The organism is Brevundimonas sp. Root1423, assembly GCF_001426805.1.
This window is the reverse complement of the sequence record NZ_LMFL01000014.1, coordinates 40,083-47,419: the sequence shown is the minus strand read 5'-3', so window position 1 is coordinate 47,419 and position 7,337 is coordinate 40,083. Positions and strand designations below refer to the sequence as shown.

The 7,337-nt window shown below is 68.2% G+C and carries 7 protein-coding genes and 1 pseudogene; 2 read left to right on the top strand and 6 right to left on the bottom strand.

All coding sequences use genetic code 11. From position 1 onward, the window contains the following. Together ASD25_RS29345 and ASD25_RS11150 are read left to right on the top strand one after the other, a co-directional pair. Positions 1-172, top strand: a pseudogene (locus ASD25_RS29345) (succinyl-CoA--3-ketoacid-CoA transferase); the annotation flags it as partial. 50 nt (positions 173-222) lie between these two features. Beyond that, on the top strand, positions 223-1,074 hold the full coding sequence (locus ASD25_RS11150) for a toxic anion resistance protein (protein ID WP_055831504.1): 852 nt from the start codon (positions 223-225) through the stop codon (positions 1,072-1,074). Here the strand turns inward: ASD25_RS11150 and ASD25_RS11145 are convergent. From ASD25_RS11145 to ASD25_RS11120, 6 genes are all read right to left on the bottom strand, one after another. Then, on the bottom strand, positions 1,071-1,685 hold the full coding sequence (locus ASD25_RS11145; protein WP_055831506.1) for an ABC-type transport auxiliary lipoprotein family protein: 615 nt from the start codon (positions 1,683-1,685) through the stop codon (positions 1,071-1,073). The genes ASD25_RS11150 and ASD25_RS11145 overlap by 4 nt on opposite strands. Next, complete coding sequence (locus tag ASD25_RS11140) at positions 1,682-2,620, bottom strand: MlaD family protein (RefSeq protein ID WP_055831509.1); 939 nt, start codon at positions 2,618-2,620, stop codon at positions 1,682-1,684. The genes ASD25_RS11145 and ASD25_RS11140 overlap by 4 nt, the downstream gene beginning before the upstream one ends. Before the next feature lie 14 nt (positions 2,621-2,634). Continuing rightward, positions 2,635-3,426 (bottom strand): ABC transporter ATP-binding protein, encoded by a 792-nt coding sequence (locus tag ASD25_RS11135; protein WP_055831511.1) that lies wholly within the window; start codon positions 3,424-3,426, stop codon positions 2,635-2,637. Next, a complete protein-coding gene (locus ASD25_RS11130) occupies positions 3,423-4,538 on the bottom strand; it encodes an ABC transporter permease (protein WP_055831512.1) in 1,116 nt (371 codons plus the stop codon). Before ASD25_RS11130 ends, ASD25_RS11135 begins: the two co-directional genes overlap by 4 nt. 111 nt (positions 4,539-4,649) lie before the next feature. Next, positions 4,650-6,086, bottom strand: a complete 1,437-nt coding sequence (locus ASD25_RS11125; protein WP_055831514.1) for a UdgX family uracil-DNA binding protein — start codon at positions 6,084-6,086, stop codon at positions 4,650-4,652. After that, complete coding sequence (locus ASD25_RS11120) at positions 6,086-7,327, bottom strand: putative DNA modification/repair radical SAM protein (protein WP_055831515.1); 1,242 nt, start codon at positions 7,325-7,327, stop codon at positions 6,086-6,088. The genes ASD25_RS11125 and ASD25_RS11120 overlap by 1 nt, the downstream gene beginning before the upstream one ends. Positions 7,328-7,337: the final 10 nt, after the last annotated feature.

Below are 7,337 nucleotides of genomic sequence, written 5' to 3'. Positions count from 1 at the left end.
CCTGACCGGCACGGGCGTGGTCAGCCGCATCATCACCGACCTGTGCGTCTTCGACGTCAAGCCGGACGGCKCGGGSCTCGAACTGATCGAACTGGCCGAGGGCGTCACCCTCGAGGAAGTCGCGAGCAAGACCGAGGCAAGCTACACCGTTGCGGCTGACCTGAACTCGTAGGCATACTCCCCCGGAACCGGCCGCAGAGCCGGTCTGGTGGGAGCATCGAGATGGCGGACGGAGCCTACCGCTGGCAGGGCGCCGCCCCTGCGCCGGACGCGGCGCGGGTCGACGGCATCGACGCGGCCTTTGACGAGGCCGCCGCCCACGCCTTCGGCGAACCGGCCCGCATCGCCGCCGTCGAACGCATCGAGCGCGCCCTGACCGCCGCCCGCGCCGAAAGCCTCGAAGCCGCCGCCGCCGCCCTGGCCCAGCTCCGGTCCCGCATCGACGCCTTGCGGCCCGAGGCTCTCGAACCCCGCCGCGGCCTCGCCGGCCTGTTCGACAGCCGCGGCAAGCGCCTGAACCGTTTCCGCGAACAGTTCCGCTACGCGGCGGACCGTCTGACCGACAGCGGCGCCACCCTCGCCGACCCCGTCGAAGCGGCCGCGCGCCGCGCGACCGCGCTGGACGGCGTCTGGGCCGAGGTCCGCGACGCGGTCGCCGATCTGGACGCCCACCTGGCCGCCGCCGCCCGACGCCTGTCCGGCCTGGCGCCCGCCGACGACGGCGCCGCTCATCCGCTGGAGGGCCGCAAGGCGATGCTGGACGCCTGCCGCGCAGCCGCTCTTCAGTCCCTGTCGTTGATCCGGGGCGCCCAGAACGCCGACGCCCGCACCGCGGAAACGCTCAAATCCTGCACGGACGGGCTCGCCGCCTGGCGCGACGACTGGCGCGAGGCGCTGGGCTTGTCCGGAAAACGTCCCCGCCGCATTCGCCCTGACAGGGACCGTCTGGCCCGCAGCCGTGATCAGGCGCTGGCCCGGATCGACCGAACCCTCGGCGAAATGACCACCTTGGGCGCCCGCCGCGGCGATGTCGAGCGCCGGCTGGCCGCCCTGGGAACCAGCCTCGGGATCTAGCGGGTGTTGGCCTCGGTCCAGGCCACGATCTGGGTGTTCAGGTCGCGCGTGGCCATGTCGAACGCCTCGACGATGGCTCCCACCCGGTTCTCGGTCGCGGGCTGCTCGACGCTGAACATACGCTCGGCCGAGACGGTCCGTTCCGGCGAGGTCGTCACCCGGGCCCGGGCCGTGATCACCACGGTCGGAATCGCGCCCGGCGCGTCATAGCGCGCCTCGAAGGCCCGCATGTCGATGTCCAGGCTGCGACCGCTGCGCACCGGCTCCCGGGGCCCGATCAGGCGAACCCGTGTGGCCTGGCCGGCGAAGGCGTTCTCCAGGCTTTCCATGTACAGGTCCTCGGCCGGAGACACCCACCGGGCCCCCGCGATATAGGCCGTCTCCGTGCCGGTCACGCCCAGCAGCCGATCGCCCTCGACCGCCTCGGGGAACTCGACCCGTCGCAGCGCGATCGAGGTCGCGTTCGAGCCCACGGTTTCAGCCACGGCCGGAGCCGACCCGCCGAAGCGATAGGTCTGCACCGGATCGGGAGAGCTCAGCAGGGCGCAGCCCGCGAGCATGGACGCGGCGGCGCCGATGGCGGTCAGCCGGATGAGGGATGAACGGATCACGGCTGGACCTCCATTTCCTTGGTCGGCGCGCGGCCGATAAAGTCGCGCGGGCTGGACCGCACCTCTTCCACCAGGCCTTCAAGCGCCCGCGTGGCGTCCTCAAGGCTCTGGATCGACTGCTGCAGCTGCGGCAGGCCGGTGGTGGCGAAATCGCTGACCGGCCGTTCCAGTCCGCTGATGGTGCGGTTGGCCGACGTCGCGGCTTCCGCGGCCTGCTCGGCCGCCCGGTTGATGTTGGCGATCGCCTGACGGCCGTCGCCCTCGATCAGCTGACGCGCGCTGACGCCGAGCGCCTGGTATTCGCCGATGGCGGCGTTGGCCTTGGCCAGGGCCTGCTCGAGTTCGGCGAACATCCCCTTGCGGGCCTCGAGTTCGCTCGACAGGGCCTCGACGTTCTTCACGCTGGTCGAGAACGATCGGATGTTGTCGTCCGAAAGCACCCGGTTGATCCGGTTCAGAGCATCCACGGCCTGCGCCAGCACCGTCCCCGAGCCGCTGAGCAGCTCGGCGATCGGCGACGGCTGGCTCTGGATCACGGGCACGACATTGTCCGGATACTGGGTCTTCAGGATCGCGCTCTGCGGATTGCCGGCGGTGACCTGGATATAGTTCAGGCCGGTGATGCCCTGGGGCTCCAGCTGGGCCCGCGAGGTCACCCGTATCGGGGTGGTGCCGTCCACGCGGATGCGGGCGATAACCTGGTCGCCCTTCTTCGGGTCGAGGTTCAGGTCGGTCACCTCGCCGACGCGGATGCCGTTGAAATGGACCTCGCCGCCCTCCGAAAGCCCCCGCACCGGTCCGTAGAAGACGATGTCATAGACGTCGTAGTCGTCGTTGAATTGCAGGCGGGCCAGCCAGATGCTGAACACCGCCAGCGCCGCCAGAAGGGCGATGGTGGCGATGCCGACGGCGGCATAATGGGCGTCTCGTTCCATCTGGTCCGCTCTCCTCAGGCGGCTCTGTCGGCGGCGCGTCCGCGCGGCCCCAGAAAATATTCCTTGATCCAGGGATGATCAGAACGCTCGAGCTCCTGAACCGTCGCCTTGGCCACAATACGTTTGTCGGCGACCACGGCCACCTTGTCCGTGATGGCATAGAGGCTGTCGAGGTCGTGGGTGATCATGAAGACGGTCAGCCCGAGGTCGTCGGAAAGCCTTCGGATCAGGTCGTCAAAGGCCGCCGCCCCGATGGGGTCGAGGCCGGCGGTCGGTTCGTCGAGGAACAGGAGTTCCGGGTCCAGCGCCAGCGCGCGGGCGAGGCCGACGCGCTTGCGCATGCCGCCGGACAATTCGGCCGGCTTCAGATGGTGGGAGTCCGGCTTCAGCCCGACCATCGCGATCTTCATCTCGGCAAGCTCGCGGATCACGTCCTTCGGCAGCCGGGTGTGTTCAACCAGGGGCGACGCGACATTCTCTATGACGCTCAGCGCGGAGAACAGGGCGCCTTGCTGGAACAGAATGCCTGTTCGCCGTTCGACGTCGGCTTCCTGGTCCGCTCCCATGGTCGCGCGGTCGTAGCCCAGGATGCTGACGGAGCCGCCCTCGGGCTCCTTGAGGCCGATGATCGAGTTGAGCAGGACGGTCTTGCCCGAACCGGAGCCGCCGACGACGCCGAGGACTTCGCCGCGCTCGACGACGAGGTCGAGGTTTTCGTGGATCACCCGCTCCCCGAACTGGCTCAGCAGGCCGCGCACCTCGATCAGGTGTTCGGGCGCGGTCGGGGTCGCAGCCGGGGCGGTCACCAGTTCAGCTCCAGGAAGATCATCGCAAATACGGCGTCCAGGAAGATGATGGCGAAGATCGCCTGCACCACGGCGGCGGTGACCCTGCGGCCAAGGCTCTCCACATCGCCCGCAACGGCCATGCCCTGACGGCACCCGATGGCCGCGATGACCACCGCGAACACAGGCGCCTTGAGCAGGCCGACGCCGAGGTGAGTGCTCATCTTGGCGTCCTCGGTCATCCGCTGGATGAAGAAGGCGGGTCCGTATCCCAGTTCCGCCCAGGTCACGATCAAACCGCCGAACAGGCCGGCGATCATGCCAACGAAGGTCAGCAACGGCAGCATGGCGAGCATCGCGGCAAGCCGTGGGATCACCAGCGCCTGGAACGGATTGACGCCCATCACTCGCATGGCGTCGACCTCCTGGTTCATCCGCATCGAGCCGATCTCGGCCGCGAACGACGACGATGACCGGCCTGCAAGCAGGACCGACGTGATGACCACGGCGAACTCGCGAAGCACCGACACGGCGACCAGTTGCACGGTGAAGACGCCGGCGCCGAACTGGGTCAGCAGATTCGCGCCCAGGAAGGCGATGACCGCCCCGATGAAGAAATTCGTCGTGGCGATGATCGGGATGGCGTCCAGCCCCGACCGTTCGCCCTGGCTGAACCAGGCGGCCCAGCGAATCCGGCCGGGATGGCCCAGGGCCGTTCCGACCGCCACGATCAGCCGACCGAAGAAGGCCATCGATAGTGTGGCTTCGGCCGCGATATCGCCCACGCCGCGGCCGACCTTGGCGAAGCCGCGCACCCATCCGGGCGACCGCTTTGGCGGAACCGCGCTTTCACGCTCCAGCTTCGCCACCAAGGCGTAGGTGCGGCCAGCCTCGGGACGCTGGGTCCAGGTGGACTTGGGCAGGACGCCTCCGACGGCCTGGACGATGGCCAGGGCGCCGGCCGTATCGAACCGGCCCAGTTCCGTCAGGTCGACCGCCCCGATCTCCCGGTCGTGCAGTTCCTCGTTCAGCCGGCGCGAGATCCGGCCAAGCTCGGTCGCGGTCCAGTCGCCGGTCAAGCGCAGGGTCAGACCCGGTTCGCCGTCGTCGATGTCAAAATCCGCTACGGCCATGCCCCTACCTAGATTGCGCCGTTCGATTTGCCTACGCCGGCCGAACGGCAAAGCTGGGGCAGACCTCACAACGCGGCGCCGCCGTATTCGTTCAGCCACGGTTTCAGATGTTTAAAGGTCAAGCAGCGCCCGCACGCGCGTCAGATCTTCGACGAAGCGGCCGCGTTCGACGGTTTGGCTGACCTCGTCCGGCAGACGCAGCAGGTACGAAGGGTGCACGGTCATCAGGACGCGGGACCCATCGGGCTGGGCGATCACTTGACCCCGTTCCTTCGTCACCGCCGCCCTGCGGCCCAGCACCCCCAGCGCCGCTGTCGCGCCCAGGGTCACAATGACCTTCGGCTTCACCAGCCGCCGTTCCGCTTCCAGCCACCAGCGGCAGGCGCTGACCTCGCTGGCGAGCGGCGTCCTGTGAATACGACGCTTCCCCCGCGGCTCGTGCTTGAAATGCTTCACGGCGTTGGTGACGAAGAGGTCGTCCCGGTTGATCCCCGCTTCCTCGAGCGCGGCGTCCAGGACCCCGCCCGCGGGGCCGACGAAAGGACGGCCTGTCAGGTCTTCGTGATCGCCTGGCTGTTCGCCCACGATCATCAGCCGCGCCTTCCTCGGCCCCTCGCCGCAAACACCCTGGGTCGCGTCCCGCCACAGCGGACAGTGCCGGCACGCCTGAACCGCCTGACCCAGTTCTTCCAGCGTCGAGGGCACGAACCCTTCATCGAAGGCGTGATCGCGCCCCATGCGCGACAGGGTCTTCGCGAGACGCGGATTGGGCTGGGGTGCGGGCATGGCGACCATGGCTTCGGTGCGAAGCGCCGCCCGAGCCACCAGTTCCGGGATCAGTGCCGCCTCGGGCAGGTTTTTCCAGTACCGTTTGGGCATTTCGCCCTGCATGGTCTTGGTCTTCAGCCGCGCCGGATTGAAGGTGGAGGCATAGTAAGTCTTCCAGAATTCCTCGATCTCGTCCTGCGCCGGCGCCATGTCGCGTGTCGCCGGTGGACCGAACGTCAGCGTCTCCCCGTTCCAGATGGCGCTGCCGTCCGGGGTCAGGATCGACCAGCGCATGGTCGTGAAGCGCCGGACGAAGAACGGCGCCGTCCTCTCCACCACCCGATGCGCCGGCTCGAACCAGGCGACCCACGCCTCGCCCGTCGAGTCCTCGACCCGCCGGAAGCGGACAAAGGCCTTCATCTTGTGGCTGGCGCGACTGACGTTTTTCGCCCGCTCCAGGGCGTCGGCCACGTCGGCGTCGGTGACCACCTTCATCAGGTCGGGCTCGTCCTTCAGCCGCCACAGCAGCCGGTACATGAGGTCGAAACGGTCGTCGGACCGGTGGAGGATCACCGCCCTCGCCAGATCGACGAAGGCCTTGGGCGCGGCGAACGCGGGCCCGCCGCCGCTCGGCGGTCCAGCCTCGTCGAACAGCCTGCCCTCATTCGCGCCCATCCTGAAGGCAGCCGCGCCGGGCGGCACCCCGGCTTGCCGGAACGCACGCGCCGCCTTCCGCCAGCCGTCGAAATCCGTCTGATGCGTCAGCGAGGCGACGCGCATCAGAAAAGGCTCATCTGGACCGGCTTGGGTTCCGGGACGATCCGGGCGCGAAGGTCAGCCGCGTCTGTCAACCCACCCGGCGTCCAGTCCAGAGCAGTGATGAAGGGCCGCACCTTGTCGATGCCGCGGCACAGCCGGCCGATGTCCTCCAGCCGCAAGGTCCGCCAGCGTCGGACCTGAACGATCCGGTTGACCGACTTTACGCCGAGGCCCGGCACCCGCAGCAGCATCTCGCGCGGTCCGGTGTTCACATCGACCGGGAACGAAGCGCGGGAGTTCAGCGCCCAGGCCAGTTTGGGATCGATGGCCAGATCGAGCATCCCGTCCACGGCGGCCTCGCCGATCTCGGGCGGTGAAAAGCCGTAGAACCGCATCAGCCAGTCGGCCTGGTACAGGCGGTGCTCGCGCATCAACGGGGGCTTCGACAGGGGTAGCGCGCTGGACGAATCCGGGATCGGGCTGAAGGCCGAGTAGTAGACGCGGCGCAGGCCGTAACCGCCGTACAGCGAGGCCGCCCGGTCGATGATCTCGGTGTCCGGCGCCCCGTCGGCGCCGACGATCAGCTGGGTCGACTGGCCCGCCGGCGCGAATTTCGGAGGCTGCGCCCGATCTCTCCTGTCCGGCCGCGCCGCATCGACCTTCAGTCGCACCTGGCCCATGGCCTTCTTGATGACGCCGACGTCCTTCTGGGGAGCCAGCCGCCGCAAGGCCTCGTCGCGCGGCAGTTCGATGTTGGCGGACAGACGGTCGGCGTAGCGACCCGCCTCCTCAATCAGTCCCGGATCGGCTTCAGGGATCAGCTTGAGATGGATGTAACCGCGGAAGTCGTGCTCCTCCCGCAGCGTCTTCGCCACAAGCACCAGCTGCTCCATCGTATAGTCCCCGGAGCGGATGATGCCCGACGACAGGAACAGGCCCTCGATATAGTTCCGCCTGTAGAAGTTCAGCGTCAGCTGGACGACCTCGTCGACCGTGAAGCGTGCGCGCGGAACGTTGGAGGACGCCCGGTTGATGCAGTAGGCGCAGTCGTAGACGCAGAAATTGGTCAGCAGGATCTTGAGCAGCGACACGCACCGGCCGTCCGGGGTGTAGGCGTGACAGATGCCCATGCCCTCCGTCGAGCCGATCCCCTTGCCGCCTGTCGAGTCGCGTTTCGACGTTCCCGATGACGCGCAACTGGCGTCATACTTGGCCGCGTCCGCGAGGATCGCCAATTTTCTGCGGAGGTCGATCTGGGTCATGCGTTCATGG